Genomic DNA, 26,068 nt, shown 5'->3' with positions numbered 1-26,068 from the left:
GTCCGGGGAGGCCGCCCGCCACATGGGCGGCCTCCCCGGACCGCCGAACTTCATGACCCTCGCCATCGATGACATCCGCGCCGCCGCCGAACGGCTGAACGGCCAAGTGGAGCGCACGCCCTGCCGCCTGTCGCGGACCCTGTCGGAGATCACCGGCGCGGAAGTCTGGGTGAAGTTCGAGAACCTGCAGTTCACCGCCGCCTACAAGGAGCGCGGCGCGCTGAACAAGCTGCTGCAGCTCACCGAGGCCGAGAAGACGCGCGGCGTGATCGCCGCCTCGGCCGGCAATCACAGCCAGGGCCTGGCCTATCACGCCGCGCGGCTGGGCATTCCGGTCACCATCGTCATGCCGCGCTCGACCCCCTTCGTGAAGGTGCAGCAGACCCGGGCCTTCGGCGCCGAGGTGGTGCTGGAGGGCGACGGCTACGACGACGCCTCGGCCCATGCGCGCAAGCTGTGCGACGAGCGCGACCTGGTTTTCGTCCATCCCTTCAATGACCTGGACGTCATGGCCGGCCAGGGGACGGTGGCCCTGGAGATGCTGGAGGACGTGCCCGACCTGGACGTCCTGCCCATCCCCATCGGCGGCGGCGGCCTGATCGCCGGCTGCGCCACGGCGGCCAAGCACATCCGTCCGGACATCCGCATCGTCGGGCTGGAGCCGGCCATGTACCCCTCCTTCACCGCCCGCATGCGCGGCGTGAACGGCGCCAGCGGCACCGGGGGCGCGACCATCGCCGAGGGCATCGCGGTCAAGCAGGTGGGCGACGTCAGCTACGGCGTGGCCCGGCCCCTGATCGACGACGTGCTGCTGGTCGAGGAGCCCTTCTTCGAACGCGCCGTGGCCCTCTATTGCAATGTCGAGAAGACGGTGGCCGAAGGCGCCGGGGCGGCGGCCCTGGCCGGACTGCTGGCCTATCCCGAGCGGTTCCGCGGCAAGAAGTGCGGCCTGATCATCACCGGCGGCAATATCGACACGCGCCTGCTGGCCTCGGTGCTGACCCGCGAACTGGTGCGCGACCAGCGTCTGGTTTCCCTGCGCATCATCGGCGACGACCGCCCGGGTCTCCTGGCCAACGTCTCGGCCATCATCGGCCAGATGGGCGCCAACATCGTCGAGGTGGCCCACAACCGGCTGGCGCTCGACGTCCCGGCCAAGGGGGCGGAGTTCGACATCATGATCGAGACCCGCGACGCCCAGCACACCCAGGAAATCATGGACGCCCTGCGCGAGCAGGGCTATCCGCCGCGCGCCGTCTGATCCCAGCCGCGCGCCCGCCTCAGGAGGCTCCCCCATGCGCCGCCGTCTCTTCCTCGGCCTCGCCGCCGCTCTCGCCCTCGCCGCCTGCTCCGGGGGGAACGCCGCCGACTCCGCCGCGGAGGCCAAGGCCTTCATGGAGAAGAACGCCAAGCGGGAGGGCGTCGTCACCCTGCCCTCGGGCGTGCAGTACGAGGTCGTCCGTTCCGGCCCTGAGGGCGGCCTGAGCCCGCAGGAGGCCGACGAGGTCAAGGTCCACTACGAGGGCAAGCTGGCCGACGGCGAAGTCTTCGATTCGTCCTACGAGCGCGGCGTGCCCGCGGCCATGCCGCTGGCGGGCCTCATCCCGGCCTGGATCGAGGTGCTGCAGAAGATGAAGCCGGGCGACGAGTGGATCGTCTATGTGCCGCCTGAAATGGGCTACGGCGAAAGCGGCCAGGGGCCCATTCCGCCCAACTCGGTCCTGATCTTCCGTATCGAGCTGATCGACGTCCTGCCCGGCCCCGGTCGCGTTCAGCTCGGCTAGGCCGGCTCGGCCGCCAAACTCTCGATGATGCGGCAGTCGGCGACGACGCCGCTCCGGCAGCGTCCGATGACGCTGGAGAGCTCATCGCGCAGGCGGGTCAGTTCGGCGATCTTCTGCTCGACCTCGACGAGGTGGGCGCGGGCGATGGCGTCGACGGCGTCGCAGGGCCGCTCCCGGTCGTCCGCCAGACCCAGCAGTTCCCGGACCTGATCCAGCGAGAATCCCAGTCTCCGCGCACGCAGCACGAAGCTCAGCCGCGCCAGATGCGCCGGCTCATAGGCCCGGTAGTTGCCGGCCGTCCGCGCCGGCGCCGGCAGCAGACCGGCCTTTTCGTAGTAGCGCACGGTCTCCACCTTGGCGCCCGTTCGCCGGGCCAGGTCGCCGATGGTCATGTCGCGCATGGAAAATCTCCCGCAGGGCCTTGAGCCTGTAGTGACTACAGGGTCCAGATAGGGCGCCGTCAGACGTTTTGCAGGAGATTCCCCGATGGCGGGTTGCTGTTCAGGCGACGGATGTTCGGCCCAGCCGGCGAACAGCCCAAAGTGGCGGCGCGCGCTGTGGATCGCCTTGGCGGTGAACGCCGGCATGTTCGTCGCAGAGGTGGCGGCCGGTCTCCACGCGGGTTCGGTCGCCCTGCAGGCCGACGCCCTCGACTTCCTGGGGGACGCGGCGAACTACGCCATCAGCCTCGCCGTCGCCGGCCTGGGCCTCGCCTGGCGGGCGCGCGCGGCCCTGGCCAAGGGGCTGTCCCTCGCCGTATTGGGCTTGGCCGTCGCCGCCGCCATCGCCTGGCGGGCCCTGGCCGGGGGCGTGCCGGAGGCCGCCACCATGGGCGTCGTCGGAGTGGCGGCGCTGGTCGCCAACTTGGCCGTGGCGGCGATGCTGTTCGCCTTCCGCGAGGGCGACGCCAACATGCGTTCGGTTTGGATCTGCTCGCGCAACGACGCCATCGGCAATGTCGCCGTCGTGGCCGCCGCGGCCGGGGTGTTCGGGACCGGCACGGCCTGGCCGGATCTGATTGTCGCCGGCGTCATGGCAAGCCTGGCGATCGCCGGCGGCTGGCAGATCGTGCGTCAGGCCGCCGGGGAACTCCGGGGCCTCTCTCGTCCGCCGCTGCCCGCGACGAACTAGGCGACCGCCTCCAGGGCCTCATAGAGGCGCTCGACCTCGATCGGCTTGGCGACGTGGGCGTCCATGCCGGCCGCGAGCAGTTCGTCCACCTGATGGGCCATGGCGTCGGCGGTGAGGCCGATGATCCGGGTGCGCCGCCGGCTCTGCGCCTTTTCCCGGGCGCGGATCTCGCGGGTGGCGGAGAGCCCGTCCATCACCGGCATTCGCACGTCCATCAGGATCAGATCCCAGTCGCCGGTCTCCCAGGCGACCACCGCCTCGGCGCCGTCGCCGACCATCACGGGATCGACGCCCAGCGGCGCCAGCAGGGCCTTCAGGACCACCTGGTTGACCGCGTTGTCCTCGGCGGCCAGCACGCGCAGATGCGACAGGACCCCCGCCTGGTGCGACGGATCCTCGGGCGGGGCTTCGGGGCGGTCCCCCAGGCGCGGCAGGGGCAGGGCGAGCAGGAAGACGGAGCCTTCGCCGGGTTCGCTCTCGACGCCGAGCCCACCGCCCATCAGCCCCGCCAGTTCGTGCGAAATGGCCAGGCCCAGCCCTGTGCCGCCATAGCGGCGGGTGATGGAGGCCTCCAGCTGGGCGAAGCGCGAGAAGAGCCGCGCCTTCTGCTCGGCGTCCATGCCCGGGCCGGTGTCGGCCACGCGGATGGCCAGGCCCTCGGGGCGAAGCTCGGCCGCGACGGAGACGCCGCCGCGCTCGGTGAACTTCACCGCATTGGAGACGAGGTTGGAGACCACCTGGCGCAGCCGGGTCGGGTCGCCCTCGAACAGGCCGTCGGCGGCGCCCTCGATGTGGAGTTCGAGGCTCAGATCCTTCTCGGCGGCGAGCGTTACGAAGGCGGCGCAGGTGGATTCGAGCAGATCCACCAGGTCGAAGGGAATGGCCTCGATGGACATCTGGCCGGCCTCGATCTTCGAGAGGTCCAGCACGTTGTTCAGCAGGCCGATCAGCGTCTCGCCCGACTGGCGGATGATGGCCAGACGCTCGGCCTGGGCGGGCTTCAGCTCGTCGCGGGCCATGGCCTGGGCCATGCCCAGCACGCCGTTCAGCGGCGTGCGGATCTCGTGGCTCATGGTGGCGAGGAAGGCGCTCTTGGCGGCGTTGGCCGCTTCGGCCTCGGCCTCCTTGGCGCGGGCGTGGGCGACGGCCTCGGCCAGGCGGGTCTCGATGGCCTCCCGGTGAAAGGCGGCCTCGACCACATAAACGTACATGCTCGCCACGGCCGCCAGGGTGACCGCCACGTGCAAGGCGCCCACCTGAGGGGCGCTGAACAGGATGGCCGCGGCCGTGACCGCCGCGCTGGCGCCGAGCGCCGCGAAGCCGATCCGGCGGGAGAGGGGGATCTCCGAAGCGGCGCTGAGGGCGATGGCCCCGATGATCGACATGGCGGCGACGGCCGCGCCGGGCGTCCCGTCGAGCAGCAGGGCCGCCGGCAATGTGGCGTAAAGAACCGTCTCCACGCCCGTGAAGGCCGCCAGGAACAGCTCGTGCCGCGGCTCGGGCTGCTTGAGCCGCCCCATGCGCCGGCAGAGGAGCAGGTTGAGGATCTGGCTCGTCATGTTGACCGCGAGCCAGACGGCGGAGATCCACCAGGCCAGCCAGATGAGGGATCCGACGGCGGCCAAGACCGTGAGCGGCAGGATGTATTTCGCGTCCCGCTGGCGGAATCCCACGACCTCCAGCCACCGCGCGCCGGTGGAAAGCTCCAGATCGACTGTTCGCCTGTGTCCGTCCCGCATCGCCCGGCCCCCTCTGCTCCTGGCGGACGCCATCCATGAGCCGCGCCACTTAATGTCGCATGAAGGCGCGGACGCGACCGGAGCGGGGAGCGGCGGACGACCGCGGGCGCGGCGCGTCTGGTCGGGAATCGGGCGGCCCTGCGAGTCGGCGCATCGCAGCGATGCTCGGGGTGGAGCCTTTGGTCCGCCGGGTCTAGGCTGGCGGCGATGTCATCCGCCCAGACCCTGACGCCCCGCGCGCTCGAACTGCTCGAGCGGCTCGTCGCCTTCGACACCACCTCGCGCCTTTCCAACCTCGAGCTGATCTCGTGGGTGGAGGCCTATCTCGACGGCCACGGCGCGCCTCACCGGCGCGTGCCCAACGCCGAGGGGACCAAGTCCAACCTGATCGCCACCATCGGGCCGGACATTCCCGGCGGCGTCGTCCTGTCGGGCCACACCGACGTGGTGCCGGTGGACGGCCAGCCCTGGACCTCCGACCCCTTCAAGGTCACGCCGCGGGACGGCCGGCTCTACGGGCGCGGGACCTGTGACATGAAGGGCTTCCTGGCCCTGGCGCTGGCCGCCGTGCCCGATCTCCTGGCGGCCGGTCCGCAGAAGCCGGTGCACCTGGCCTTCTCCTATGACGAGGAGGTGGGCTGCCTGGGCGCGCCGGACATGATCAAGGTGATCGCCGCAGAACTGCCGCGCCCGGCCCTGGTGGTCGTGGGCGAGCCGACCAACATGGAGGCGGTCAGCGGCCATAAGGGCATCACCACCTTCAAGGTGACGGTGAACGGTCACGAGGCCCATTCCAGCCAGACCCAGCTCGGGGTCTCGGCCAATATGGCGGCCATCCGTCTGATGGGCCGGCTCTGCGACCTGTCCGAACAGCTGGAGCGCGAGGCCGACCCCGCCTCGCCCTTCACGCCCAAGCACGCGACCCTCACGGTCGGCCAGGTGAACGGCGGCACGGCGGTCAACATCCTGGCCCGCGAGTGCGTCTTCTTCTTCGACCTTCGCGCGCCCCCCGGCGTCGACCCGATGGCGGTGCTGGAGCCCTTCTTCGAGGACTGCCGGCAGATGGACGCCGCCCTGAAGGCCCAGTTCCCCCGGGCCGGCGTCAGCGTCGTCCGCCGCTCGCACACCCCGCCGCTGGCGCCGGAAAAGGACGGGGCGGCCGAGGCCTTCGCCCGGCGCCTGGCCGGCGACAACGGCCCCGCGCGCGTGGTCGCCTTCGCCGCCGAGGCCGGTCAGTTCCAGGAGGCGGGCTTCTCCACCGTCATCTGCGGCCCGGGCTCCATCGACCAGGCCCACCAGCCCGACGAGTTCGTGGAGATGTCCCAGATGGAGCGGGGCGCGGCCTTCATGGCGCGCCTCGTCGACTGGGCCGCAAGGGGCGAATGACGGGACGGCGGCCCGACAGGTCCTTCGGGTTCCAGGTCATGGCGCGGGCGATGTCGAGCGCCCGGGCCTTGCGCGCCCTCTGAACGGCGCGGCGGCTCTTCAGCTGGGCCGGCAGGCCGGCCAGCGCCGCCTTGAAGGCCCGCCAGGTGACGCCGAGCAGGGGCCGGTTCTGGGGCCTCAGGGAGACGAGCGCGAAGGCCGCCAGGTGCAGCGGCAGGACGACCGGCAAGAGCAGGGCCGGCGTGTCCTTGACCAGCACCCAGAAGCGGTTGCGCACGCCGTGGAAGACGGCGAACTCCGACTTCGGCCCGCCCGAGGAGGCCGACCCCTCGTGGCGGACGACCGCCGAGGGGACCAGCAGGGTCGGCTCGCCGGCGAGCTGCAGGCGATAGCCGAAATCCACGTCCTCGCAGTAACAGAAGAAGCTTTCGTCCAGGCCGCCGAGGTCGAGGAAGAGCCGGCGGTCGACCATCATCGCCGCCCCGCAGGGCGAGAAGACCTCGCCCTCGGGCGTGTCGCCGGGATCGGGCGAAAGATATCCGCCGCGATAGGGGATGGCCGGCGCCGACATCACGTCGCCCAGGCCGTCCAGCAGGCTCGGATCCTCGGCCATGACCTGACGGGAGGTGAAGGCGCGCACCTTCGGGTGGCGCCGCGCGGCTTCGGCGAGGGCTTCGAGCCAGCGGACGTCCGGATAGGCGTCGGGATTGAGCAGGACGAGCCAGCGGCCGCGGGCCTCCCGCGCGCCCAGGTTCACCCCGCCGGCGAAGCCGAGGTTGCCGCCGGCGCGGACAAGGCGGGCGAAGGCGTGGCCTTCGGCGGCCGGCGCGGCCTCGCCCTGGGGCGAGTCGTTGTCGACGATCAGCAGCTCGAAGTCGCGCAGGGTCTGATGCGCGAGGCCCTCGACGCATCGCGAAAGCGTCGCGGCGCTGTTGTAGGCCACGATCACCACGCTGAGGGCCGGCGGCGCCTTGTCTTCGCCGGAGAGGTCGTCCATGCGGGGGCGCGCTCCAATCACTGCCCGTAGAGTTCCATGACCAGCATCGTCCCGCTCGCCCTGCCCGAGGTCCTGCTTATCACGCCCAAGCGCCATGGCGATGCGCGCGGCTGGTTCGCCGAGACCTGGAGCCGGAAGAGCCTGGCGGGCGCCGGGATCGACTGCGACTTCGTACAGGACAACCAGGCCTACAATGCGAAGACGGGCACGGTGCGGGGCCTGCACTTCCAGACCGCCCCCCACGCCCAGGCCAAGCTGGTCCGGGTGCTGAAGGGCGCCATCTACGACGTGGCGGTCGACGTGCGCCAGGGCTCGGCCACCTTCGGCCGGTGGGTCGGCGCGAAGCTGACCGCCGAGGGCGGCGAGCAGCTGTTCGTGCCGCGCGGATTCGCCCATGGCTACTGCACGCTGACCGACGACTGCGAGCTGTTCTACAAGGTCGACGGCCTCTATGCGCCGCAGTGCGAGGGCGGGGTGATCTGGAACGATCCGGACCTGGCCATCGACTGGCCGGTGGCGGCGGACGAGGCTGTCACCTCGGAGAAGGACAAGGCGCTGCCGCGCCTGAAGGACATGCCGGAAGCGAGCTTCTGATGACGGAAACCGACAACGAACTGGTCGACATCCTGAACCTGGAGCAGATCGACCTCGATCTCTACCGGGGCTTTACGCCGGCCCGTGAAGGCCGCCGCATCTATGGCGGCCAGGTGGTGGCCCAGGCGCTGACGGCGGCCTATCGCACCATCGAGGGGCGACTCTGCCACTCCATGCACGCCTATTTCATCCGGCCGGGCGACCCGTCCATGCCGATCCTCTTTCAGGTGGACCGGGCCCGCGACGGCGGCTCCTTCTCCGTCCGCCGGGTCGTCGCCATTCAGAACGGCAAGCAGATCTTCAATCTGGCCGCCTCGTTCCAGGTCCCGGAGGAGGGCTTCGAGCACCAGGACGAGGCGCCGGCCGCGCCGCCGCCGGAAGACCTGCTGAACGAGGAGCAGCTGCGCGAGGCCGACGGCGTGCCGCCGCGCGACCGCGAGTGGCCGGTGGAGGTCCGCCCCATCGACCCGCAGCGCCATGGCCAGACGGAAGCCATGGCCCCGCTCTACAATGTCTGGTTCAGGGCCCGCCAGTCGGTCGGGACCGACGTCGCCGTCAACCAGTGCGCCCTGGCCTACGGCTCCGACATGAGCCTGCTGGACGCCAGCCTGCGCCCCCACCCGGTCCCGCACGGCGAGCTGCAGGTGGCCAGCCTCGACCACGCCCTGTGGTTCCACCGGCCGAGCGACTTCTCCGACTGGCACCTCTACGTCCAGGACAGCCCCTCGGCCTCGGGCGGGCGGGGCTTCAACCGCGGCTCCATCTTCGATCGGCAGGGGCGGCTGGTCGCCTCGGCGACGCAGGAGGCCCTGATCCGCCATCGCCCGGCCGGCTGATCCGTGACAGTCTTCCGCAGACGCCGGCGGCAAGCCGGGACGGACGGGAGGACATGCTCATGAACGATCGGGTGAAGGTGGACATCAAGGACGGGGTGGCCGACGTCCGCATGGTCCGCACGGACAAGATGAATGCGCTGGACGACGCCATGTTCTCGGCCCTGATCGAGACGGGCGAGGCGCTGAAGACCACCAAGGGCGTCCGCGCGGTCGTGCTGTCGGGCGAGGGCCGCGCCTTCTGCGCCGGGCTCGACATGGGCTCCTTCGCCGCCATGGCCTCGGGCGAGCGTAAGCCCGAGACGGCCGACAGCGGGACGCTGCTGACGCCCAAGCGCACGCCCGGCGGCTCCAACCGCGCCCAGCACGCCGTCATGGTCTGGCGCGAACAGCCCGTGCCGGTGATCGCCGCCGTCCACGGCGTGGCCTTCGGCGGCGGCTTCCAGCTGGCGCTGGCCCCGGACATGCGCTTCGTCGCGCCGGACGCCCGCATGGCGGTGATGGAGATCAAGTGGGGCCTGGTGCCGGACATGGGCGGCATGGTCCTGATGCGCCACCTGGCCCGCGGCGACGTGATCCGGGAACTGACCTATTCGGGCCGCATCTTCGAGGGCGAGGAGGCCCTGCGGCTGGGCTTCGCCACCCGCGTCTGCGCCGACCCGCGGGCCGAGGCCCTGGCGTTCGCCGCCGAGATCGCCGGCAAGAGCCCGACCGCCATCCGCGGCGCCAAGCGGCTGATCGAACTGGCCGAAACCCCCGCCAGCCAGCACGACATCCTGCTGGCCGAAAGCGCCGAGCAGGGCGCCCTCATCGGATCGGCGAACCAGAAGGAAAGCGTGATGGCCAATATGGAGAAGCGGGCGCCGGCCTTCGCCGACTGAGGGGCGGATCCGGCGCTGGCGCGCCGGCCCCCTCCGGCCCTCCGGGCCACCTCCCCCTCCACGGAGGGGGAGGATCTGCTCAGCGGCTTTGAAGCGCCCCGCACGAAGATGCTCCCCCTTGCAGGGGGAGCTGGCGTGTAGCGCCTAAAGGGGGTTTTCGGCTGTGCGGCCCGTCAGTCGGCCTGCAAGGCCCACTCCCCCCGCACCGTCTCGTCCGCCTCCCCCAGCAGGGCCAGGGCCCGTTCGGCGGAAAAGGCGTCGGCTGGCAGGAGCTGCGACAGCGCCCAGACCGCGGCGCCCCTGACGACCGGCGCCGCGTCACTCAGCCGTTCACGCACAACATCGACCAGCCCCGGTTCGCCGCTGTTGCCGACGGCGTAGAGCACGTTGCGCACGAAGCGGTCGCGGCCCAGGCGCTTGACCGCGCTCTTGGTGAAGAGGGCCCGGAAGGCGGCGTCATCGAGGCGGGCCAGGTCCTCCAGGCGCGGCGCCTGAAGCGCCGCGCGCGCCTGCAGCTGCGTCTCCCGGGCGGTTTGGGCGAACTTGTTCCAGGGGCAGACGGCCAGGCAGTCGTCGCAGCCATAGATGCGGTTGCCGAGGCTCTGGCGGAATTCGCGGGGGATCGGGCCGGCGAGCTCGATGGTCAGGTAGGAGATGCAGCGGCGCGCATCGAGCTGATAGGGCGCGGGGAAGGCGTCCGTCGGGCAGGCGTCCTGGCAGGCGCGGCAGGACCCGCAGGCGTCCTCGCCCGCAGCGTCCGGCGCAAGCTCCAGCGAGGTCAGGACCGAGCCGATGAAGAGCCAGGAGCCGAACTGACGCGAGACGAGGTTGGTGTGCTTGCCCTGCCAGCCGAGGCCGGACGCCTCCGCCAGCGGCTTCTCCAGCAGGGGGGCCGTGTCGACGAAGACCTTCACCTCGCCGCCGAAAGTCTGGACCATCCAGCTCGCCAGACGCTTCAGCCGCTTCTTGATCAGGTCGTGATAGTCGGAGCCTTGGGCGTAGACCGAGATCGCCCCGCGGTCGGCCTGGCTCAGGACCGCCCGAGGATCGGCTTCCGGTCCGTAGTTCACGCCGAGCAGGACCGCCGAGCGGGCGCCGGCCCACATGGCCTGGGGATGGGCGCGGCGTTCGGCGGTGGTCTCCATCCAGCTCATCTGGCCGTGGCGGCCTTCTGCGATGAAGTCGAACAGCCGCTCGCCCGCCGCCCACGGCCGGTCCGCACGCGCGAAGCGGCAGTCGTCGAAGCCGAGCGCCAGGGCCTCGCGGCGGATCAGGTCTTCGGGCGTCGAGGGATCAGAAATCGAGGTCGTCATAATGGCCAGCGGGCGCGAGCCCCGGCCAGCGATCGGCGAGCAGCGGCCGGAAACAGGGCCGGGACTTCACCGTCATGTACCACGTCTTGACCGCCGGGTAGTCGCGCCAGGGCACGTCGCCGAAATAGTCGATGACCGACAGGTGCGCCGCGCCGGCGAAATCGGCCAGGCTGAGGCGGCGTCCCGCCAGCCAGTCCCGCTCGGCCAGCAGATGCTCGAGATAGGACATGTGCGCCCTCAGCGCCTCTCGGCCGCGGCGCAGGGCGGCGAGTTCGGGCGCGCCCAGGCGCAGAAGCCGCTTCTCCATCTTCTCGTGCAGCAGGAAGGAGCCGACCTCGTAGTCGAACTTGCGGTCGAACCACTGCAGCAGGCGCCGGGCCTCGGCGCGGTCGGCGGGCTCGCGCCCGAGCAGGGCCGGCTCGGGATAGCGCTCTTCCAGATGATCCAGGATCGCCCGGTTCTCGCACAGGACGAGGCGGCCGTCGGGCCCGTCCTCGACCAGCACCGGCGTCAGGCCCGAGGGGTTGAGGGCGGCCAGTTCCTCCGGCTGCTCCCAATAGCGGACGACCTTGTCCTCGAAGGGCAGGCGCTTTTCGCCCAGCGCCAGGCGCACCTGCCGCGAGGCTGGGTCGAGCGGGAAGTGATAGAGGGTGCGTTCGACGCTCATGGCCGCATCTCGCCGCCGGAGCGGCCGAATCGTTGGCGCTTACTTAGGCGCCGGCCGGCCTTAAGGGCGCGTTTACGGTGCCGGGTCTGGGGCCCGATTTGAGCGCTCTGCGTCGTCCGGCCGCGTCTCGCCGAAGGCGCCGCCGTGGGGCTCGGCCCGGCCGCGCGGATCGGCGTGGATCAGGATGTCGGCGGCGGGGAAGGCGGTCAGCAGCCGCCGCTCCGCCTCGACGATCACCCGGTGGGCCGCCTCGAGGGTCAGGTCGGGGTCCAGCTCCATGTGCATCTGCATGTGGACATAGGGCCCGGAGGCGCGGGTGCGCAGCTGGTGGACGTTCATCACGCGCGGGTCGTCCAGGGCGAGGCGGCGGATCTCGGCGCGCTCGGCGTCCGGCAGTTCGTGGTCCATGAGCTGGTTGGCCGCCTCGCGGAACACGCCGATGGCCGCCCAGACCAGCAGGGCGGCGACGACGAGGCCCGCCACGGGATCGAGCCAGGTCAGGCCGGCGAGCGCCGCCCCGGCGATGCCGAGCAGGGCGGCGAGATTGGAGGCGAGGTCGGAGAAGTAGTGCGCCCGGTCCCCGGCCACGGCGACCGAGGTGGTCTTCTTCAGCACCTGGCTCTGGGCGTAGACGAGGCCGCCGGTGACCAGGATGGAGCCGGCCATCACCGCCATGGCCCAGCCGCCCTGTTCGACCGGCTGCGGGTCGAGGAACCGGGCGATCGCCTCGCGCGTGACGAGGGCGGCCGAGGCGAAGACCAGGCCGGCCTGCATCAGGCTGGCGAAGGCCTCGGCCTTGCCGTGGCCGAAACGGTGCTCGGCGTCGGGCGGGACGGTCGCGTAGCGGACGGCGAAGAAGGTGGCCAGCGAGGCGACGAGGTCGAGGCCCGAATCGGCCATGGAGGCCAGCAGGGCCACCGAACCGCTGGCCAGCCAGGCCGCGGCCTTGATCGCCACAAGCAGGCTCGCCGTGGCCACCGAAAGCAGGGTGATCCGCCGGGTCAGGGCGGCGGCCTCGGCCAGGGGCAGGTTGTGCGGCGCGGCGGTCATGGCGCGAACCTAGCCCGCCGCCCGCCCGAGCTTAAGAGCGAACGACTCGCACCCGGCCGCTCAAGCCGCCTGACGCGGTTCGGGGCCCACATAGACCGACTGCGGCCGGATCAGGCGGCCGCCCGCCAGCTGTTCGCGGGCGTGCGCCAGCCACCCGGCGGTGCGGCCCATGGCGAAGACGCAGGTGAAGGCCGAGGGCGGGAAGGCGAGCGCCTCCAGCAGCAGGGCGGTGTAGAATTCCACATTGGTGTCCAGCGGCCGGTCGGGCTTGTGGTCCTTCAGGATGGCCAGAGCCGCGGCCTCCACGGCCTCGGCGAACTCGACGCGGCCCGCCTGGCCGGCGCCGGCGGCGGCCAGCGCCCGGACCGGCCCCTTCAGGGCGTCGGCGCGCGGGTCGCGCACGCGGTAGATGCGGTGGCCGAAGCCCATCAGCCGTTCGCCGCGGGCGAGCGCCGCCTCGATCCAGGGGCGGGCGTTCTGCGGGGATCCGATGCCGTCCAGCATTTCGATCACCGGGCCGGGCGCGCCTCCGTGCAGCGGGCCCTTGAGCGCGCTGATCCCGGCCAGGACGGCCGAGGTCAGGCCGGCGCGGGTGGAGGCGACGACCCGGGCGGCGAAGGTCGAGGCGTTCAGCCCGTGGTCGCTGACCGTCACCAGATAGGCGTCCAGGCCGTCGATCTCCGCCTGGGCGGGCGCGGCGTCCCGCAGCATGCGCAGGATGTCGGCCGCGTGCGGCAGGGACGGGTCGGGGGCGACGGGCGCCTTCCCCGCCTGGGCGCGGACGACCGCCGGCGTGAAGACCGCCGGCGCGGCCAGCAGGCGCAGGGCGGTGGGAAGATCGTCGCCGTCGGCCAGACGGGCGGTGAGCGCGCGGACGGCCTCCACCGGATCGCGGGCGGCGAGGCGGTCGTCCAGATAGGCCGCCTCGGCGAAGACTTCCGCGCGGGCCTGGCCCAGCGCCTGGGTCAGGTCGGCCGGCAGGTCCGCGAAGAAGCCGTCGAAGAGCAGGGCGACCAGATCCTCGAACCGGGCGCGGCCCGCCAGATCGTCCAGCGAGCGGCCGCGGATGATCAGCCGCCCGGCCTGGCCATCCACCTCCGACAGCACGGTGTGGGCGGCCACGACGCCTTCGAGGCCGTCGGGAAAGGCTTGGACCTCAGTCATGGGAACCTCCAATCGGACTTGCTTTCCGCGATCTCAGCGGCGAGGCTCGCACCGTCAATCTTGATCAAGATAATCAATCTATGTCCGACTGGATCGGGGCCGAGGAGGCCCGGGCGCGGCTGGGGGTGCGGCCGCAGACCCTCTACGCCTATGTCAGCCGGGGTCGGCTCTCGACGCGGCCCGACCCGGCCGACCCGCGGCGCAGCCTCTATCGCGCCTCGGAGATCGGCCTCCTGGCCGAGCGCAAGACGCGCAGCCGCAAGGCGTCCCAGGTGGCGGCCGGGGCCATCGCCTGGGGCGAGCCGGTTCTGGAGTCGGCGATCACCACGGTGGAGGGCGGGCGGCTCTACTATCGGGGGCGCGACGCGGTCGAGCTGTCCGACACCGAGACCCTGGAGGCGACGGCCCGCCTGCTGCGCGGCGGCCACGGGGCGGCGCTGAAGCGCGACGCCCGCGGCGCTCCGCCGACGGCGCCGGACATGCGCGCCCGCGCCTTCCTGGCGCTGGCCGCCCGGGCCGGATCCGACGGGCCGGCGCTGGGCCGCCACCCCCTGGCGCTGGCGGCGGAGGCGGCGACCCTGCTGGACGTGCTGGCGGACGCTGTCGCCGGCGCGGCGGGCAGCGGGCCGATCCATGTGCGCCTGGCGCTCGCCTGGGGGTGTGCGACGAGCGGCCCGGCGGCGGGCGCCGGGGGCGGACCGGGCGCCGACCTGCTCCGCCGGGCGCTCGTCCTGCTGGCCGACCATGAGCTCAACGCCTCGACCTTTGCCGCGCGGGTGGCGGCCTCCACCGGCGCCTCGCTCGCCGCCGGCGCGCTCGCGGGCCTGGCCGCCCTGTCAGGGCCCCGGCACGGCGGGGCGGCGGCGGCGCTTCGCAGCCTGGCGGCCGAGGCCGCCGAGCAGGGCGCAGAGGCGGCCATCGCCGCGCGGCTCGCCCAGGACCGGACCCTGCCGGGCTTCGGTCATCCGCTCTATCCGGAGGGTGATCCGCGCGCAGGCGCCCTGCTGGCGCGGTTCGAGCCGCCGCCTGAACTGGCCCGCCTGCGCGCCGCCGTCGAGGGCGCGACCGGCAAGGCGCCGAATGTGGATTTCGCGCTCGTCGCCCTGGCCGAGCGGCTGGCCCTGCCGCAGGATGCGCCCTTCGCCCTGTTCGCGGTGGCCCGCTGCGCGGGCTGGATCGCTCACGCCATCGAGCAGGTGCAGACCGGCGACCTGATCCGGCCCCGCGCCCGCTACGCCGGGGTGCGGCCGGACTCGTCGACCTGAGCGGCGGGATTGTTCTCGGGCGGCTCGGCGAACTGGCCGCCCAGACGGTAGCGGTAGAGATAGGAGGGCAGGACCGCCTCGATGGCCGTGGGGCGGATCCCCAGCGCCTCGAGCCCCGGCAGGTCGGGATTGGCCACGTTGTCGCGCTTGAGCTGGGCCACCTGATCGGTGGTCAGCGGCGGCGGGACCGGCGTGGCGGCGATCAGGTCGCCGACGCCGCCGATGGCGCGGGCGACCGCGAAGGGCAGGGGAACCAGGAAGCGGCGGCGCTGGGTCTCCTCCAGCACCAGCTCCATGAGCTCGCGGAAGGTCAGCACGGCCGGACCGCCGAGCTCGTAGGTCTGGCCCGCACAGGCCGGATCGCGCAAGGCGCGGGCGATCGCCTGGGCGACGTCGCCCACATAGACGGGCTGGAACCGCGTCTTGCCGCCGCCGATCAGCGGCAGGGCGGGCGAGAGGGTCGCCATCCGCGCGAAGCGGTTGAAGAAGTCGTCCTCCGGCCCGAAGACGATGGAGGGGCGAATGATCACGGCGTCCGGGAAGATCTCGCGCACGGCCGCCTCGCCTTCGGCCTTGGTGCGGGCGTACTTGGACTCGCTCTGCGCGTCGGCGCCGATGGCCGACATCTGCACCAGCCGCGTCACCCCGGCCGCGCGGGCCGCCTCGGCCACGTTGCGCGCGCCCATGGCGTGGAGGCTGGCGAACTTCTGGCGCCCGGCCTCGTAGAGCACGCCCACCAGGTTCACGCAGGCTTGCGCGCCCTCCAGGGCGCGGGCGACGGACTCCGGATTGCGGATGTTGGCCTGGACGATCTGGATCTGGCCGACGTCGCCCAGCAGGCGAAGTCCCTCGGCCACATTGGTCCGCCGAACGGCGACCCGGACCCGCAGGCCCGCCCGGGCGAGCGCCCGCACCACCTGTGTCCCCACAAAGCCCGATCCGCCGAAGACGGTGACGAGATCCTGCATGGCCCGGCCCGCTGTTTCCAAAGCTCCAGAAGCCGCCCGGATAGACGATGCGGCCCTGCGCCGCAATGCGACTCGCAGGCGATGCAAAAAGGTCCGTTGACGCCCGGAAGGCTTTTCCCTAGTAGATCGCCTCCCGATCCGACGGACCGGGCCCAGGTGGCGGAATTGGTAGACGCGCTGGCTTCAGGTGCCAGTGGCTTAACGGCCGTGGAGGTTCGAGTCCTCTCCTGGGCACCACCCCCTCTGTTGTCGCGGGGTGGTCGTCTTTCGTTCCCCCGTAGAGTATCAGACTGTACGCGGCCTCGGGCCGCGTCCTCTCGCGGAGCGAACGGACCTTGGCCAATTTCCTTCACAAGGGCGATCTGCCCGCCGGCCTGTTCGAAGGCGCGGCCGCCGTGGCGGTCGATTCCGAGACCATGGGGTTGCAGCTCGGCCGAGATCCGCTGTGCGTCGTGCAGCTGTCGGCCGGCGACGGCGACGCCCATCTCGTCCAGCTCGACCGCGCAACCTATGACGCGCCGAACCTGAAGCGGGTGCTGACGGACCCGACGATCCTGAAGATCTTCCACTTCGGGCGGTTCGACATCGCCATGTTCCATCTCCATCTGGGGGTGATGACCGCGCCCGTCTACTGCACCAAGATCGCCTCCAAGCTGGCCCGCACCTACACCGACCGGCACGGGCTGAAGGACGTGGCCAAGGAGTGCGCCGGCGTCGACCTGTCCAAGGCCCAGCAGAGTTCCGACTGGGGCGCGCAGACGCTCAGCGAAGAACAGATCGCCTATGCGGCCTCCGACGTCCTCCACCTGCACGCCATTCGCGCCCGCCTGAACGACATGCTGGCCCGCGAGGGCCGTGACGCCCTGGCCCAGGCCTGTTTCGACTTCCTGCCCCACCGCGCCCTGCTCGACGTGGCCGGCTGGGAGGAGGCCGACATCTTCGCCCATTCGTGAGCGCCCGATGACGGCGCTCGCCCCAGACCGGTCCTTCGGCCATCCGGCCCACACGGAGGCGATGACCCGCTGGCGTCGCCGCTCGGTGCTGATCCGCCGGCTCCGGGTGATCCTGCCGGCCCTGATCGCGGCCATCGTGCTGGGTCTGGTGGGGACCGTCGTCTATCGCAGCGTCGTCGGCGCCGATCAGGCGGCGCCGGAGGAGGATGCGCCGATCCGCCTGGTGAATCCCCGCTTCCTGGGCCGCGACGACCAGGGCCGCAGCTTCGTGATTACGGCGGCCAGCGCCGTGCGCGCCGAGGACGACTATCAGCGCGTCATCATGGATCGTCCGGCCCTGGTGCTGGACGAGGACGGGCCGAGCCCGATCCGCCTGTCGGCGGCCTCAGGGGTCTATCATGAGGAGGATGGCCTCCTTAAGTTGCAGGGCGGCGTTCGGCTGAACGATCAGGAAGCCGCCTTCGAGACGGCCGCCGCCACCTTCGACACCGCCACCGGCGTGCTGGAGGGCGAGGGCCTGATCACCGGGGCCGGACCGCTTGGAGAAATCACCGCGAAGTCCTATGGCGTGTACGACAAGGGCGAACGGATGGTCTTCAAGGGCGGCGTCCGGGGCCGTATCCAGCCGAACTGAGCGGGCGAGCGCAGGTATGAGGTCGATTGATATGATGATCCGTCGCGCAGGCGCCGTCGCCGCCGCCCTGGTCGCCCTGACGGCCATGGGGAGCGCCGCCCCGGCCGGAGCCCAGCTGGCCGGCAATTCCGACGCGCCCGTCGACATCACCGCCGATGAGCTCGAGGTGCTCAACGCCCAGTGCCTGGCCATCTGGCGCGGCTCGGCCGAGGCGCTGCAGGACAACTCGCGGCTGCGGGCCGACGTGCTGCGCATCAAGTACGCGCCCAGCCGCTCGGTGCGGCAGGGGGCCGGTCAGGCCAGCTGCGGCGACCTGCAGAGCATGGAGGCCGAGGGCTCGGTCTACTATGTGACGCCCCAGCAGCGGGTGCGGGCCAACGCCGCCGTCTATGACGCGGCCAGCGAGACCATCACCATGACCGGCGACGTGGTCGCCGCCCAGGGGCTGAACGTCCTGCGCGGCGAGCGGCTGGTCATCAACGTCAACACCGGCCAGGCGCGCATGGAGACCCCCGCGCCGACGGGCCGCGTGCGCGGCGTCTTCTATCCCAACCGCACGCAGGGCCAGCCTGCCGCCAAGCGGTAGGAGCGTTCGCGCGTGCTGGACCGCAGTTCCCAGGAAGCGCCTCCCGTCGTCGCGGGCGAGGGCCTGGTGGTCGACAATATCGGCAAGTCCTATCGCGGGCGGCCGGTGGTCAAGGGCGTCTCCCTGCGGCTGGCCCGGGGCGAGGTGGCGGGCCTGCTCGGTCCCAACGGCGCGGGCAAGACCACCTGCTTCTACATGATCACCGGCCTCATCCAGGCCGACTACGGCGCCATCTATCTCGACGGCGAGAACATCACCGCCCAGCCCATGTACCAGCGCGCGCGCATGGGCCTGGGCTATCTGCCGCAGGAGACCTCGATCTTCCGCGGCATGACGGTGGGACAGAACGTCATGGCCGTGGTCGAGCTGCGCGAGCACGATCCCGCCAAGGCCCGCGCGACCGTCACCGAGCTGCTCGAGGAGCTGCATATCGAGCATCTGCGCGACGCGCCGGCCATCTCGCTTTCGGGCGGCGAGCGGCGCCGCGTCGAGATCGCCCGGGCGCTGGCCAGCGAACCGTCCTTCATGCTGCTGGACGAGCCCTTCGCCGGCATCGACCCGCTGGCCATCGCCGACATCCGCGAGGTGATCACCTACCTCAAGAGCCGCGGCATCGGCATCCTGATCACCGACCACAATGTCCGCGAGACCCTGGACATCATCGACCGCGCCTCGATCATCCATGCCGGCGAGCTGCTGTTCGAGGGCTCGCCGCACGAGATCGTCGAGAACGCCGAGGTCCGCCGGGTCTATCTCGGCGACCGCTTCGGCGGCTGAGCCGAAACCCCCTCAGTCACCTTCGGTGACAGCTCCCCCTGGGGGGGGGAGCATCTTCGTCCACAGCCCAGATCCTCCCCCTCGTCGAGGGGGAGGTGGCCCGGAGGGCCGGAGGGGGAGAGCGGCCTCTCCGCTCAAACCCCCGCCAGGGCCTGCTCCAGGTCGGCGAGGATGTCGTCGATGTGCTCCAGCCCCACCGACAGGCGGACCACGTCGGGGCCCGCCCCGGCGCCGATCTGATCGGCCTCCTCCAGCTGGCGGTGCGTGGTCGACGCCGGGTGGATCACCAGGCTGCGGGTGTCGCCGATATTGGCCAGGTGGGAGAAGAGCTTCAGCCCGCCGACCAGCTTCACGCCGGCTTCGAAGCCGCCCTTCAGCCCGAACGTGAAGACCGCGCCGGGGCCCTTGGGCGTGTAGCGCTGGGCGCGGGCGTGGTTGGGATCGTCGGCCAGGCCGGCGTAGGAGACCCAGGCGACCTTCGGGTGCGCCTTCAGCCATTGCGCCACCTTCAGCGCGTTCTCGCAGTGGCGCTCCATGCGCAGGGCCAGCGTCTCGATGCCGGTCAGGATCATGAAGGCGTTGAACGGCGAGATGGCGGGGCCCAGGTCGCGCAGGCCCACCGCTCGGCAGGCGACGATGAAGGCCGCGGGACCGAAGGCCTCGGTGAAGACCTTGCCGTGATAGGCCGGGTTCGGCGCGCTGAGATTGGCCCAGCGGCCGCTGGCGGCCCAGTCGAATCGGCCGCCGTCGACGATGGCGCCGCCGATGGAGTTGCCGTGGCCCCCGAGGAACTTGGTCAGCGAATGGACGACGATGTCGGCGCCGTGATCCAGGGGCCGGCAGAGGTAGGGGGTGGCCAGCGTGTTGTCGACGACGAGCGGCACGCCGGCGGCATGGGCGGCCTGCGCGATGCCGGCGATGTCCATCACCACGCCGCCCGGATTGGCGACGGATTCGATGAAGACGGCGCGGGTCTTGTCGTCGATGGCCGCGGCGAAGGCCGAGGGCTCCATCTCCTCGACGAAGGTCACGCCCCAGCCCATGCGCTTGAAGCTCTGGCTGAGCTGGGTGATCGAACCGCCGTAGAGCTTGCGCGAGGCCACGATGTTGCAGCCGGGCTCCAGCAGGGTGTGGAAGACGAGCAGCTGCGCCGCATGGCCGCTGGCCACGGCCAGCGCCGCCGCGCCGCCTTCCAGCTCGGCCAGGCGCGCCTCGAGCACGCCGGCGGTGGGATTGCCCAGGCGCGAGTAGATGTTGCCGGGGGCTTCCAGGTTGAACAGGGCCGCGGCGTGGTCGGCGTCATCGAAGACGTAGGAGGTGGTCTGATAGATGGGGGTGACGCGGGCCTTGGTCACCGGATCGGGCTGGGCCCCGGCGTGGATGACCAGGGTTTCCGGGCGCAGCTTGGGCTGGTCGGACATGCGGCGTTCTCCTGTGGACGTCTCGTCTCTTTTCGGAGGAGGCGACTAGCACGCCGGCGCCCGTCCCAGGAACCACGGACGCTTGGTCGCAGACGATCTCGCTGCGGTTAACCAATCGGTGGGGGATGGCCCTCTAGCCTTGCCAGCAAGAAGCAGGCCAGGAGGGCTGACCTTGGCGCTCAGCGCGCGACTCGAGATCCGGCAGGGGCAGGGGCTGGTCATCACGCCCCAGCTGCAGCAGGCCATCAAGCTGCTGCAGCTCTCCAACCTCGAGCTGGAAGCCTTCGTCGAGGGCGAGCTCGAGCGCAATCCGCTGCTGCAGCGCGAAGAGACCGAAGCCGCGGCCGAATCGGCTCCCGACGGGGACGACGGCGCCGGCGAGGCGCGGGCGGAGTCCGCCCTGGACGAGGTGTCCGCCGGCTCGGCCCAGTCGGACCTGGACGTCAGCCACGACGAGGTCTCGCCCGGCGAACGGGCCACCGGAGACGCGCCGGAGGCCGGCGAAGCCGGCGGCGCCGTCGACTGGTCGCGCGCCGGCAAGGGCGGAAGCTTCGAAGGCGACGGCGAGGGCTATGACAGCCTGGCGGCCCACCAGAAGACCCTGCACGAACATCTGGAGGACCAGGCGGCCCTGCTGGGCCTCGCCGCGGCCGACCAGGCGATCGCCAGGGTGCTGATCGACGGCGTCGACGAGGGCGGCTACCTGCGGCTCGACCTGGCCGAAACCGCCGAGCGCCTGGGCTGCGAGTCCGCCCGCGTCGAGGCCGTGCTGGCGCAGCTGCAGACCCTGGAGCCGGTCGGCGTCTTCGCCCGCAGCGTGCCCGAATGCCTGCGCCTGCAGCTGCAGGACAAGAACCGCTACGACCCGGCCATGGCCGCCCTGCTCGACAATCTCGACCTGCTCGCCCGCCGCGACATGGCGGGGCTGAAGCGCGCCTGCGGCGTCGACGACGAGGATCTGCGCGACATGGTCGCCGAGCTTCGGGCGCTGACCCCGCGTCCGGGCGCGGCTTTCGGCGGCGAGCCGGCCCAGCCGGTGGCCCCCGACGTCTTCGTGCGCGAAGGCCCGGGGGGCGTCTGGCTGGTGGAGCTCAACACCGACACCCTGCCGCGCCTGCTGGTGGACCAGCGCTACCACGCCCGCATCGCCGGCGGCGCCCGCAGCGACCAGGACAAGGTCTTCGTCGCCGACTGCCTGGCCAGCGCCAACTGGCTGGTCCGCAGCCTCGACCAGCGCGCCAAGACGATCCTGAAGGTGGCCAGCGAGATCGTGCGCCAGCAGGACGGCTTCTTCGCCTTCGGCGTCGAGCACCTGCGGCCGCTGAACCTGAAGACCGTGGCCGAGGCCATCGGCATGCACGAATCCACCGTCAGCCGTGTGACCTCCAACAAGTATGTGGCCACGCCCAGGGGCCTGTTCGAGCTGAAGTTCTTCTTCACCTCGGCCATCGCCTCCACGGCCGGCGGCGAGGCTCACTCGGCCGAGAGCGTGCGGCACAAGATCCGCCAGCTCATCGAGGCCGAGCAGTCCGGCGCCGAGGTTCACTCCGACGACGCGATCGTGGAGATCCTCAAGGAGGCCGGCGTCGACATCGCCCGCCGCACGGTCGCCAAGTACCGGGAGGCCATGCGCATCCCGTCCTCCGTCGAACGCCGGCGGATGCTGAAGGAAGCCGTCTGAGGCGGCGCACGCCCGAGGCCGAAGACCCCCGCAGGCGCTTCGCGCCAGCTCCCCCTTCTTCAGGGGGAGGTGGCCCGGAGGGCCGGAGGGGGTCTTCCGGCCTCTGACGCGGCCCTGAGCTCAGAGCGCTCCCGTCCGCACCAGGGCCTCGGCGATCTGGACGGCGTTGAGGGCCGCGCCTTTCAACAACTGATCGCCGGCGACGAAGAGCGACAGGCTCCGTCTCGACGGGTCCGACAGGTCGGTGCGGATGCGGCCGACCAGAACCTCGTCGGCGCCGCTCGCCTCGCTGGGCATCGGGAAGTGATTGCCCGCGACGTCGTCCACCAGCCGCACGCCCGGCGCTTCGGCCAGCCAGGCGCGCGCCTCGGCCACGCTGACCGGCTCGGCGAAGCGCACGGTGAGGGCCATGGCGTGGGCGCGCAGGACCGGCACGCGGATGCAGGTGAAGCTGGCCGGCAGCTCGGGCGAGGCGAGCAGGCGGCGAAGCTCGGCGATCACCTTCAGCTCCTCGCCGTTATAGCCCGTCTCCGGATCGACCGCGGCGTCGTGGCTGAAGAGGTTGAAGGCGTAGGGATGGGCCAGGACCTGCGGCGTGAAGGCCTCGCCCGCCAGGGCCGCTGCGGTGGACGCGCGCAGCTCCTCCATGGCCGCCGCGCCGGCGCCGGAGGCGGCCTGATAGGTCGCGCCGATGATCCGCACCACCAGCCGGCGCGCATGCAGGGGCTGCAGGGCGACGGCGGCGATGGCGGCCACGCAGTTGGGGTTGGCGATCAGCCGCCCCGGCGCTTCGTCCAGACGCCAGGCGTTGACCTCCGGCACCACCAGGGGCGTCGCCTCGTCCATGCGGAAGGCCGAGGAGTTGTCGACCACCCAGGCGCCGGCCGCCTGGGCCGCGGGCGCATAGCGGCGGGAGACCGAGGCGCCGGCCGAGAAGAGGGCGAGGTCGACGCCGTCGAAGCTGTCCTCGTCGAGCGCCTGCACGGTGACCGGCGCGCCGCGGAAGGACAGTGTCTGGCCGGCCGATCGCGGCGAGGCGAGCAGGCGAAGCTCCCCGACCGGAAAGCCGCGCCGTTCCAGGCAGGCGATCAGCTCGGCGCCCACCGCGCCGGTGGCGCCGACGATGGCGACGGTGAGGGGCCGGCGCGCCGGCCTTGCGGCGGGGCGGTCGAGGACGTCGGGCGAGGAAAGCGACATGGGGGCCTCCGGGGCTGGCGAGGAGCCGGAGGCGGGGCGTGTCTGGCGACCGTTCGACCCCTACCGTCCGGCGGGGTCGTGCGAGGGATCGTCAGGCGGCTGCGCGCAGCCACGACCGAACCCCCGCGCCCCGAGGCGCGGCGGTTTTAATAATCATGGTCATGGCGGCCAGATGCAGCATGGGCCGCCCGATAGGCCCAATGCGCCCCAAAGTAAAGCCGCTGTCGCCGCGGCGCGATTGCAGCCGAGCGCCCCGCCGTTCATAGGGGACGCGATGAGCGAGCCGCCGCCCGACCCGGAACATCGCCTGAGCCTGTCGGAGATCCTGCAGGACCTGTGCGACGAATCCCACGCCTCGGAGACCCTGGGCGAACTGCTCACCCGCTTCGGGCGACGCGCCTTCGGGGCGCTGTTGTTCGTCTTCGCCGCCCCGAACCTGCTGCCCCTGCCGCCGGGCGCGTCCACCTTCCTCGGCGCGCCGCTGGTCCTCTTCACGCCTCAGCTGGCGGCCGGGGTCTCCACGCCCTGGATGCCGCAAGGCTGGCGGGAACGTCCCTTCGACATGCGCGCCCTCCGCGGCGGGTTTCAGCGCCTGCTGCCCGTGGTGCGCCGGATCGAGCACGTCTCGAGCGCGCGCCTGACCTTCCTGTTCGGACCGGTGGGCGATCGCATGATCGGCGCGGTCTGCACCCTGCTCGCCTTCATCCTGATGCTGCCCCTGCTGGGCGGCAACCTGCTGCCGGCGGCGACCATCAGCGTCTTCGCCATCGCCCTGATCCAGCGCGACGGTCTGCTGGCCCTGCTGGGCTACGTCCTGGCGGCGATCAGCTTCGGCGTCCTGGCCCTGGCGGCCGGGATTATCCACAGGGGAATCGTGTCCGTCGTTTCGGGGTTCTGACGGACTTGACACCATCCCGGGCGCGGCGCGTTCATGGGGCATGCAAGTCCAAGTCACCGGCAAGCATGTCGATGTCGGAGAGGCCCTGCGAGTGCGGGTCTCAGACGAACTCACCAGCAGCATTGGCAAATATATCGATCGCGACGGCGGCGGCGCCGACGTGGTGGTCAGCCGGGAAGGCCACGCCTTCAAGGTCGACTGCCAGGTCACCCTCGCCTCCGGCCAGCAGCTGCAGAGCAATGGCCTGGGCTCGGACGCCCACTCGGCGTTCGATTCCGCCCTGCAGAAGATGGAGACCCGTGTCCGGCGCTATAAGCGCCGGCTGAAGGATCACCACCAGCAGGCGCTCGCCAAGCAGGCGGAGACCGCCTCCTACTACGTCCTGCGCGCCCCTGAGGGCGAGGACGAGTCCGACTGGGAGGGCGAGGACGAGGGCCCCGGCGACGGCGCCCCCTCGGCCATGGTCATCGCCGAGACCGAAAAGCCCATCCGCACGATGACCGTTTCCATGGCGGTCATGGAGTTGGACTTGACGGGGACTCAAACAATCGTGTTTAGGAACGCCGCCCACGGCGGATTGTCCGTGGTATATCGCCGGCCCGATGGGAATATCGGCTGGATTGACCCCGAGCGTACGAAATCGGTGAACGGGAACGGAGCTGACGGCGCGGCCTGAGGGCGGCGCCGCCAAATTCGCGTTTCGCCGGTCTCATTGCGTTCGGATCCGTAAGAACAGGCGTTCCGAAGCAAGCATGCAGATCGGCGATATCCTGGATCGCAGCGCCATTGCGTTGCGTGTGAGCGCGACCGACAAGCGCCAGATCCTGGCCCACGTGGCCGAGATCGCCGCGCGCAACTTCGGGCTGGACGCCAGCCTGGTGCTCGACGCCCTGACCGAGCGCGAGAACGCCGGCTCCACGGGGATCGGCCACGGCGTGGCCGCCCCGCACGCCCGCGTCGAGGGGCTGGATCGCATTCACGGCGTGTTCCTGCGGGTGGAGCAGCCGGTGGAGTTCGACGCCATCGACGACCAGCCGGTGGACCTGATTTTCGCGCTGCTGGCCCCGCCGGAAGCCGGCACCGAGCATCTGCGGGCCCTGGCCCGGGTGTCGCGGATGCTGCGCAGCGCCGACCTGCGCGAACACCTGCGCCAGGCGCGCAGCCAGGACGCGCTCTACGCTCTGCTTGTCCAGGAAGCGACGCCCTCGGCGGCCTAGGCGTCGGCGCTGTGGCGGCCCGGCGGGCGAGAGCCCGCCAGGCGGCGCCTCAACAGCTCAGTGCACCGAGACCGGCGCCAGTTCGTGCGCCAGGGCGGCGGCCATCGCCGCGTCGCGGTCGGTCAGAACCGCAAGCCTCTCGCCGTCGGCGCGGTGCACCGCGTACAGGGTCTGCTCGGGATCGAGCTCCAGCGTCGCGGTCTGCGTCGGAACGCTGGCGAGGATTTCAGCGGCCTTGACCGGCCGGACATAGACGAGGTCCGGCGCGCCCAGGGCCGCAAAGGCTTCAGTCGACAAAATCGGCGTCATGATGACCACCTCCGTACATTCGCAACGCGCCGGACCATCGCCGGTTCAGCCGATGGCGCGGCGCAGACCTGACCGCCCGACGGGCCGGCCAGCAGGGATTCCGGCTTCGGCGTGGCGTCTCAGCCCGCCGACCGGATGGGGATCGTCTTGACGGAGGTCTCGGGCTCCGGCCGGGCGAGGTCGATGTGCAGCAGCCCGTGTTCCAGGCTGGCGCCCTCGACGATCATGCCGTCGGCCAGGACGAAGCTGCGGAGGAAGCCGCGCGCGGCGATGCCGCGGTGCAGATAGGCGTCCTCGGCCTTGCGTTCGTCGTCCCGCCGCCCGGCGACCACCAGTTGGCGGTCCTCGACCGTCACCTGCAGTTGGTCGGGCGTGAACCCGGCCACCGCAAGCGTGATGCGCAGGCGGCCCTCGCCGCGATCCTCCACATTGTAGGGGGGATAGGCCTCGGCGGCCGCCTTGGCGGCGCGCTCGGCCAGGGCGCGGGTGTGCTCGAAACCGAGCAGGAAGGGGCTGTCGAAAACGATCGACCGGCTCATAGCTGTTGAGTCCTCACCATCAAGCGACTCCCCAAAGGACCTGCCCGGAAGACGGCGCAGACCCTTCGGTTGTCCTCTATTTGG

General features: G+C 71.3%; 28 protein-coding genes and 1 tRNA gene. 17 read left to right on the top strand and 12 right to left on the bottom strand.

The annotated features are described in order from the left end of the window. Positions 1 to 52 precede the first annotated feature (52 nt). Both H2041_RS08535 and H2041_RS08530 read left to right on the top strand, forming a co-directional pair. Complete coding sequence (locus tag H2041_RS08535; RefSeq protein ID WP_293411626.1) at positions 53 to 1,261, top strand: threonine ammonia-lyase; 1,209 nt, start codon at positions 53 to 55, stop codon at positions 1,259 to 1,261. Positions 1,262 to 1,295: 34 nt separating this feature from the next. Continuing rightward, positions 1,296 to 1,784: an FKBP-type peptidyl-prolyl cis-trans isomerase gene (locus tag H2041_RS08530; protein WP_293411610.1), complete on the top strand. Its 489-nt coding sequence runs from the start codon at positions 1,296 to 1,298 to the stop codon at positions 1,782 to 1,784. Here the strand turns inward: H2041_RS08530 and H2041_RS08525 are convergent. Beyond that, positions 1,781 to 2,185, bottom strand: a complete 405-nt coding sequence (locus tag H2041_RS08525) for a helix-turn-helix domain-containing protein (protein ID WP_293411608.1) — start codon at positions 2,183 to 2,185, stop codon at positions 1,781 to 1,783. The genes H2041_RS08530 and H2041_RS08525 overlap by 4 nt on opposite strands. Positions 2,186 to 2,351: 166 nt before the next feature. Here H2041_RS08525 and H2041_RS08520 point away from each other — a divergent pair, with 166 nt between their 5' ends. Then, positions 2,352 to 2,915, top strand: coding sequence for a cation transporter (locus tag H2041_RS08520; RefSeq protein ID WP_293411606.1), 564 nt, complete (start codon positions 2,352 to 2,354; stop codon positions 2,913 to 2,915). Here the strand turns inward: H2041_RS08520 and H2041_RS08515 are convergent. Further along, positions 2,912 to 4,654 carry an ATP-binding protein gene (locus H2041_RS08515; RefSeq protein ID WP_293411604.1) on the bottom strand — a complete coding sequence of 581 codons (1,743 nt, stop codon included), beginning with the start codon at positions 4,652 to 4,654 and terminating at the stop codon, positions 2,912 to 2,914. The two genes, H2041_RS08520 and H2041_RS08515, sit on opposite strands and share 4 nt — an antisense overlap. Before the next feature lie 207 nt (positions 4,655 to 4,861). On the opposite strand from H2041_RS08515, the gene argE reads away from it, so the two are divergent. Beyond that, complete coding sequence (gene argE / locus H2041_RS08510; protein ID WP_293411602.1) at positions 4,862 to 6,040, top strand: acetylornithine deacetylase; 1,179 nt, start codon at positions 4,862 to 4,864, stop codon at positions 6,038 to 6,040. Here argE and H2041_RS08505 read toward each other — a convergent pair. After that, entirely contained in the window at positions 6,000 to 7,037 is a 1,038-nt protein-coding gene (locus H2041_RS08505) for a glycosyltransferase family 2 protein (RefSeq protein ID WP_293411600.1), read from the bottom strand. The two genes, argE and H2041_RS08505, sit on opposite strands and share 41 nt — an antisense overlap. Before the next feature lie 36 nt (positions 7,038 to 7,073). Between H2041_RS08505 and rfbC the strand changes: the two genes are divergently transcribed. From rfbC to H2041_RS08490, 3 genes are read left to right on the top strand one after another with little or no spacing between them, the layout of a single operon-like run. Beyond that, the gene (rfbC, locus tag H2041_RS08500; protein ID WP_293411598.1) at positions 7,074 to 7,631 is read left to right on the top strand and encodes a dTDP-4-dehydrorhamnose 3,5-epimerase; all 558 of its coding nucleotides are present in this window, start codon (positions 7,074 to 7,076) and stop codon (positions 7,629 to 7,631) included. Beyond that, on the top strand, positions 7,631 to 8,467 hold the full coding sequence (locus H2041_RS08495; protein WP_293411596.1) for an acyl-CoA thioesterase II: 837 nt from the start codon (positions 7,631 to 7,633) through the stop codon (positions 8,465 to 8,467). Before rfbC ends, H2041_RS08495 begins: the two co-directional genes overlap by 1 nt. A gap of 53 nt (positions 8,468 to 8,520) precedes the next feature. After that, on the top strand, positions 8,521 to 9,345 hold the full coding sequence (locus tag H2041_RS08490) for a crotonase/enoyl-CoA hydratase family protein (RefSeq protein WP_293411594.1): 825 nt from the start codon (positions 8,521 to 8,523) through the stop codon (positions 9,343 to 9,345). A 173-nt stretch (positions 9,346 to 9,518) separates the two neighbouring features. Here the strand turns inward: H2041_RS08490 and queG are convergent, their stop codons facing one another. The 4 genes from queG to H2041_RS08470 form a co-directional block, all read right to left on the bottom strand. Then, entirely contained in the window at positions 9,519 to 10,658 is a 1,140-nt protein-coding gene (gene queG, locus H2041_RS08485; protein WP_293411592.1) for a tRNA epoxyqueuosine(34) reductase QueG, read from the bottom strand. Beyond that, a complete protein-coding gene (locus tag H2041_RS08480; RefSeq protein ID WP_293411590.1) occupies positions 10,639 to 11,325 on the bottom strand; it encodes a glutathione S-transferase family protein in 687 nt (228 codons plus the stop codon). Before H2041_RS08480 ends, queG begins: the two co-directional genes overlap by 20 nt. Positions 11,326 to 11,397: 72 nt before the next feature. Further along, on the bottom strand, positions 11,398 to 12,375 hold the full coding sequence (locus H2041_RS08475; RefSeq protein ID WP_293411588.1) for a cation diffusion facilitator family transporter: 978 nt from the start codon (positions 12,373 to 12,375) through the stop codon (positions 11,398 to 11,400). A 60-nt stretch (positions 12,376 to 12,435) separates the two neighbouring features. Beyond that, a complete protein-coding gene (locus H2041_RS08470) occupies positions 12,436 to 13,539 on the bottom strand; it encodes a citrate synthase/methylcitrate synthase (RefSeq protein ID WP_293411586.1) in 1,104 nt (367 codons plus the stop codon). A gap of 80 nt (positions 13,540 to 13,619) precedes the next feature. On the opposite strand from H2041_RS08470, the gene H2041_RS08465 reads away from it, so the two are divergent. Further along, entirely contained in the window at positions 13,620 to 14,804 is a 1,185-nt protein-coding gene (locus H2041_RS08465; protein WP_293411584.1) for a citrate synthase, read from the top strand. On the opposite strand, the gene H2041_RS08460 is transcribed toward H2041_RS08465, so the two are convergent. After that, positions 14,771 to 15,772, bottom strand: a complete 1,002-nt coding sequence (locus tag H2041_RS08460; RefSeq protein ID WP_293411582.1) for a complex I NDUFA9 subunit family protein — start codon at positions 15,770 to 15,772, stop codon at positions 14,771 to 14,773. The genes H2041_RS08465 and H2041_RS08460 overlap by 34 nt on opposite strands. Before the next feature lie 150 nt (positions 15,773 to 15,922). Between H2041_RS08460 and H2041_RS08455 the strand changes: the two genes are divergently transcribed. The 5 genes from H2041_RS08455 to lptB all read left to right on the top strand — a co-directional run bounded on the left by H2041_RS08455 (position 15,923) and on the right by lptB (position 18,722). Then, positions 15,923 to 16,009: transfer RNA gene (locus H2041_RS08455), tRNA-Leu, on the top strand. A gap of 98 nt (positions 16,010 to 16,107) precedes the next feature. Further along, positions 16,108 to 16,725 carry a ribonuclease D gene (locus tag H2041_RS08450; RefSeq protein WP_293411580.1) on the top strand — a complete coding sequence of 206 codons (618 nt, stop codon included), beginning with the start codon at positions 16,108 to 16,110 and terminating at the stop codon, positions 16,723 to 16,725. Positions 16,726 to 16,732: 7 nt separating this feature from the next. Beyond that, positions 16,733 to 17,359, top strand: a complete 627-nt coding sequence (gene lptC / locus H2041_RS08445; protein WP_293411578.1) for an LPS export ABC transporter periplasmic protein LptC — start codon at positions 16,733 to 16,735, stop codon at positions 17,357 to 17,359. A gap of 31 nt (positions 17,360 to 17,390) precedes the next feature. Further along, positions 17,391 to 17,945, top strand: coding sequence for an LptA/OstA family protein (locus tag H2041_RS08440; protein WP_293411576.1), 555 nt, complete (start codon positions 17,391 to 17,393; stop codon positions 17,943 to 17,945). A gap of 15 nt (positions 17,946 to 17,960) precedes the next feature. Then, a complete protein-coding gene (gene lptB / locus H2041_RS08435) occupies positions 17,961 to 18,722 on the top strand; it encodes an LPS export ABC transporter ATP-binding protein (protein WP_293411624.1) in 762 nt (253 codons plus the stop codon). Positions 18,723 to 18,856: 134 nt separating this feature from the next. On the opposite strand, the gene H2041_RS08430 is transcribed toward lptB, so the two are convergent. Beyond that, complete coding sequence (locus H2041_RS08430) at positions 18,857 to 20,143, bottom strand: O-acetylhomoserine aminocarboxypropyltransferase (RefSeq protein WP_293411574.1); 1,287 nt, start codon at positions 20,141 to 20,143, stop codon at positions 18,857 to 18,859. Positions 20,144 to 20,315: 172 nt separating this feature from the next. Here H2041_RS08430 and rpoN point away from each other — a divergent pair, with 172 nt between their 5' ends. After that, positions 20,316 to 21,824 carry an RNA polymerase factor sigma-54 gene (gene rpoN, locus H2041_RS08425; RefSeq protein WP_293411572.1) on the top strand — a complete coding sequence of 503 codons (1,509 nt, stop codon included), beginning with the start codon at positions 20,316 to 20,318 and terminating at the stop codon, positions 21,822 to 21,824. 120 nt (positions 21,825 to 21,944) lie between these two features. Here rpoN and H2041_RS08420 read toward each other — a convergent pair whose 3' ends face one another. Further along, complete coding sequence (locus tag H2041_RS08420; protein ID WP_293411570.1) at positions 21,945 to 23,021, bottom strand: aspartate-semialdehyde dehydrogenase; 1,077 nt, start codon at positions 23,019 to 23,021, stop codon at positions 21,945 to 21,947. Positions 23,022 to 23,295: 274 nt separating this feature from the next. Here H2041_RS08420 and H2041_RS08415 point away from each other — a divergent pair, with 274 nt between their 5' ends. The 3 genes from H2041_RS08415 (at position 23,296) to ptsN (ending at position 25,136) form a co-directional block, all read left to right on the top strand. Further along, positions 23,296 to 23,919, top strand: a complete 624-nt coding sequence (locus H2041_RS08415; protein WP_293411568.1) for an exopolysaccharide biosynthesis protein — start codon at positions 23,296 to 23,298, stop codon at positions 23,917 to 23,919. A 40-nt stretch (positions 23,920 to 23,959) separates the two neighbouring features. Beyond that, on the top strand, positions 23,960 to 24,595 hold the full coding sequence (gene raiA / locus H2041_RS08410) for a ribosome-associated translation inhibitor RaiA (RefSeq protein WP_293411566.1): 636 nt from the start codon (positions 23,960 to 23,962) through the stop codon (positions 24,593 to 24,595). A 76-nt stretch (positions 24,596 to 24,671) separates the two neighbouring features. Then, positions 24,672 to 25,136, top strand: coding sequence for a PTS IIA-like nitrogen regulatory protein PtsN (ptsN, locus tag H2041_RS08405; RefSeq protein ID WP_293411564.1), 465 nt, complete (start codon positions 24,672 to 24,674; stop codon positions 25,134 to 25,136). Between the two features lie 57 nt (positions 25,137 to 25,193). On the opposite strand, the gene H2041_RS08400 is transcribed toward ptsN, so the two are convergent. Continuing rightward, a complete protein-coding gene (locus H2041_RS08400) occupies positions 25,194 to 25,445 on the bottom strand; it encodes a DUF1150 family protein (protein WP_293411562.1) in 252 nt (83 codons plus the stop codon). 119 nt (positions 25,446 to 25,564) lie between these two features. After that, complete coding sequence (locus tag H2041_RS08395) at positions 25,565 to 25,984, bottom strand: Hsp20 family protein (protein ID WP_293411560.1); 420 nt, start codon at positions 25,982 to 25,984, stop codon at positions 25,565 to 25,567. Positions 25,985 to 26,068: the final 84 nt, after the last annotated feature.

The sequence above is a fragment of the Phenylobacterium sp. genome (assembly GCF_013911965.1).
Classification (GTDB): domain Bacteria; phylum Pseudomonadota; class Alphaproteobacteria; order Caulobacterales; family Caulobacteraceae; genus Phenylobacterium.
This window is presented reverse-complemented; position numbering and strand designations above follow the sequence as displayed.

Bases quoted from the DNA above. Each gene is read 5' to 3' on its own strand.
- rfbC (WP_293411598.1), top strand. From the start codon at position 7,074: ATGACCAGCATCGTCCCGCTCGCCCTGCCCGAGGTCCTGCTTATCACG.
- H2041_RS08470 (WP_293411586.1), bottom strand. From the start codon at position 13,539: ATGACTGAGGTCCAAGCCTTTCCCGACGGCCTCGAAGGCGTCGTGGCC.
- H2041_RS08440 (WP_293411576.1), top strand. From the start codon at position 17,391: ATGATGATCCGTCGCGCAGGCGCCGTCGCCGCCGCCCTGGTCGCCCTG.
- H2041_RS08505 (WP_293411600.1), bottom strand. From the start codon at position 7,037: ATGGACGACCTCTCCGGCGAAGACAAGGCGCCGCCGGCCCTCAGCGTG.
- H2041_RS08460 (WP_293411582.1), bottom strand. From the start codon at position 15,772: ATGCAGGATCTCGTCACCGTCTTCGGCGGATCGGGCTTTGTGGGGACA.
- raiA (WP_293411566.1), top strand. From the start codon at position 23,960: ATGCAAGTCCAAGTCACCGGCAAGCATGTCGATGTCGGAGAGGCCCTG.
- H2041_RS08400 (WP_293411562.1), bottom strand. From the start codon at position 25,445: ATGACGCCGATTTTGTCGACTGAAGCCTTTGCGGCCCTGGGCGCGCCG.
- H2041_RS08465 (WP_293411584.1), top strand. From the start codon at position 13,620: ATGTCCGACTGGATCGGGGCCGAGGAGGCCCGGGCGCGGCTGGGGGTG.
- H2041_RS08515 (WP_293411604.1), bottom strand. From the start codon at position 4,654: ATGCGGGACGGACACAGGCGAACAGTCGATCTGGAGCTTTCCACCGGC.
- H2041_RS08420 (WP_293411570.1), bottom strand. From the start codon at position 23,021: ATGTCGCTTTCCTCGCCCGACGTCCTCGACCGCCCCGCCGCAAGGCCG.
- H2041_RS08415 (WP_293411568.1), top strand. From the start codon at position 23,296: ATGAGCGAGCCGCCGCCCGACCCGGAACATCGCCTGAGCCTGTCGGAG.
- queG (WP_293411592.1), bottom strand. From the start codon at position 10,658: ATGACGACCTCGATTTCTGATCCCTCGACGCCCGAAGACCTGATCCGC.
- argE (WP_293411602.1), top strand. From the start codon at position 4,862: ATGTCATCCGCCCAGACCCTGACGCCCCGCGCGCTCGAACTGCTCGAG.
- H2041_RS08525 (WP_293411608.1), bottom strand. From the start codon at position 2,185: ATGCGCGACATGACCATCGGCGACCTGGCCCGGCGAACGGGCGCCAAG.
- ptsN (WP_293411564.1), top strand. From the start codon at position 24,672: ATGCAGATCGGCGATATCCTGGATCGCAGCGCCATTGCGTTGCGTGTG.
- H2041_RS08530 (WP_293411610.1), top strand. From the start codon at position 1,296: ATGCGCCGCCGTCTCTTCCTCGGCCTCGCCGCCGCTCTCGCCCTCGCC.
- lptC (WP_293411578.1), top strand. From the start codon at position 16,733: ATGACGGCGCTCGCCCCAGACCGGTCCTTCGGCCATCCGGCCCACACG.
- H2041_RS08495 (WP_293411596.1), top strand. From the start codon at position 7,631: ATGACGGAAACCGACAACGAACTGGTCGACATCCTGAACCTGGAGCAG.
- H2041_RS08490 (WP_293411594.1), top strand. From the start codon at position 8,521: ATGCTCATGAACGATCGGGTGAAGGTGGACATCAAGGACGGGGTGGCC.
- H2041_RS08430 (WP_293411574.1), bottom strand. From the start codon at position 20,143: ATGTCCGACCAGCCCAAGCTGCGCCCGGAAACCCTGGTCATCCACGCC.
- H2041_RS08475 (WP_293411588.1), bottom strand. From the start codon at position 12,375: ATGACCGCCGCGCCGCACAACCTGCCCCTGGCCGAGGCCGCCGCCCTG.
- H2041_RS08480 (WP_293411590.1), bottom strand. From the start codon at position 11,325: ATGAGCGTCGAACGCACCCTCTATCACTTCCCGCTCGACCCAGCCTCG.
- H2041_RS08395 (WP_293411560.1), bottom strand. From the start codon at position 25,984: ATGAGCCGGTCGATCGTTTTCGACAGCCCCTTCCTGCTCGGTTTCGAG.
- H2041_RS08535 (WP_293411626.1), top strand. From the start codon at position 53: ATGACCCTCGCCATCGATGACATCCGCGCCGCCGCCGAACGGCTGAAC.